Below are 2,306 nucleotides of genomic sequence, written 5' to 3' on the forward strand. Positions count from 1 at the left end.
TATAATAATTTTATTTTTCCTTGATAATGGAAAGTGCAAAAATTATCATAACTTCAATCAAATAACTATATTTCAGATACTTTTATAGATTTCATCAAATGTTTTACATTGTTAAATGGCAACGTTTTAGACTATTTGCTATCTTCGGACTAATTTTAACATTTTTGATTAGTTGCACCACTCTCTCTCCTAACTTAAATACTCAAGAAATTAAGTTTTGGACGATACAGCTTCAACCTCAATTTACGAATTATTTTAATCAATTGATTACTGATTTTGAAGCAGATAATCCAGGTTTATCGGTGCGATGGGTTGATGTGTCTTGGTCAGAGATGGAAAGCAAAATTGAGAGTGCTATTTTGACAGAAACTCTTCCAGATGTTGTTAATCTTAATTCAAGTTTTGCACATTTATTGACTGAACCTAATACTTGGTTAAATTTGGATACTATTTTATCAGATTCGGTTAAGAATGAATATTTATCTAATCTTTGGCAAGCTAGTCAGATTAATGGTAAAAGTTTTGGTATCCCCTGGTATGCCACAACAAATATAACTATTTATAATTCTCAGCTATTTCAACAAGCAGGACTAGAGCAACCTCCCAAAAATTATTCAGAGTTAGCAGAGGTGGCTAAACAGATTAAAGAAAAAACTGATAAGTACGCATTTTTTATTTCTTTTCTACCAGAAGAATTTTCAGAGGTATTAGAGTCTTTTGGCAAGATGGGAGTGACACTGATAGATGTTGATGGAAAGGCTGCTTTTAATACTCCAACTGGTCAGACAGTATTCAAGTATTGGGTTGATTTATATCAAGATGGGCTATTACCAAAGGAAGTATTGACAAAAGGGATTCAAGCTGGTATTGATTTATATCAAGCTGGAGAAATAGCTATGTTGTTTTCTGGTTCAGAAGCGATCGAGGCAATATCTGAAAATACACCGGATATTGGACAAGCATCAGAACCTGTATCTCAAATTACGGGTGAAACTGGTAAAAAGAGTATGATGTTAATGAATTTAGCTATTTCTAGTAATACTAAACTACCAGACCAAGCGCTGAAATTTGCTTTGTTTATCACTAATAATCAAAATCAAACTGCTTTTACTCAAGAAACTAATGTTCTACCTTCTATAACTCAGACTTTAGAGAATAATTATTTTCAAAATCTTCCTTCTAATGCTTCTACTCAAGATAAAGCTCGAATTATTAGTGCTAATCAAATGCTGAAAGCAGAAGTTTTACTTCCACAAGTTAAAAATTTGAATGAGTTGAAACAGATTATTTCTCAAAATTTACAGGCGGCTATGTTGGCAGAGAAAACTGTTGATCAGGCCATAGCTGATGCGGCGTCTGAGTGGGATAATTTATAGTTTTTCAGGTTTAAAATTGGGAATTCTTAAAGTAGTAATATTATGTCCGGTTAAACATTTATAAATAATTAGGGAGGAGTCAGGAGACAGGAGTCAGGAGACAGGAAAAAAGGGCATTGGTAATTAGCAAGATGATTTTCTACTAGGGGTAATACCCATCACTGACTCTGGTAAAATATTTAGGACTTGCTGATTAATTATCAAAGTATTTATATATAAAGGTTTTAGCCTTTTGAGGGTCGAAAAAAGTGCGCTTGTTTCAGTTGAAAACGCTCAAAAAGCTAGTATTTTGGGCTGACTATGGCAGAAAAATTAAGGGACAATTCTTACTCCTACCTCCTCGCTCATTCCCATTTATCCTGACTCCTGACTCCTGACTCCTGACTCCTGACTCCTGACTCCTGACTCCTACCCTCGCTCACAGGACTTTTTCAGCAAACCCTATTTAAAGGTATCAGAAACAGATTACTCTTAAAGTTTCATCTCTTGATTTACCAACGCCCTTTTGTGAGACTACCGTTAGAACCAGCCATATTCCTTGAGAAAATCACGTACAGTGTCTGGGTCATCTTGAGTTAATAGACGATGTTTAACGGGGTAAACCCGATAATCTGCTCCTGACCTTTTTTTTCTCAAGACAGAAATTGTTTTTTTAACAGCATCAGAACCAATCTCAAGACCGGACTGATCGATAATCAACTCTAAAGGACTATTGGGATCTAGTAACATTTCTGCTTTCTCTTTCGACAGGTCTAAAACCCCAAAAACCTTAACTTTGTTATTCAAACCAGATTCTGTCACTGCTGTAAGTGCAGTCTCCGTTGCTAGATTTGACCCTCCCCAAAGTATCTGAACATTAGGATTATTTTTAAGTAGTTTTTTAACCTTTATAATATCCCTGGTAGAAGTAACGCTAACGGAGTCAACAAT

General features: G+C 35.0%; 1 protein-coding gene and 1 pseudogene. One reads left to right on the forward strand and one right to left on the reverse strand.

Annotated features, from left to right (window positions below):
- The first annotated feature begins 98 nt into the window (after positions 1-98).
- Positions 99-1,376 carry a sugar ABC transporter substrate-binding protein gene (locus F6K13_RS29095; protein WP_124143001.1) on the forward strand — a complete coding sequence of 426 codons (1,278 nt, stop codon included), beginning with the start codon at positions 99-101 and terminating at the stop codon, positions 1,374-1,376.
- Positions 1,377-1,895: 519 nt separating this feature from the next.
- Here F6K13_RS29095 and F6K13_RS29100 read toward each other — a convergent pair.
- Positions 1,896-2,306 (reverse strand): annotated as a pseudogene (locus tag F6K13_RS29100) (LacI family transcriptional regulator); the annotation flags it as partial.

Origin of the sequence: Okeania sp. SIO2B9 (assembly GCF_010672505.1) — a bacterium.
GTDB classification, from domain to species: domain Bacteria; phylum Cyanobacteriota; class Cyanobacteriia; order Cyanobacteriales; family Microcoleaceae; genus Okeania; species Okeania hirsuta.

Bases quoted from the DNA above. Each gene is read 5' to 3' on its own strand.
- F6K13_RS29095 (WP_124143001.1), top strand. From the start codon at position 99: ATGTTTTACATTGTTAAATGGCAACGTTTTAGACTATTTGCTATCTTC.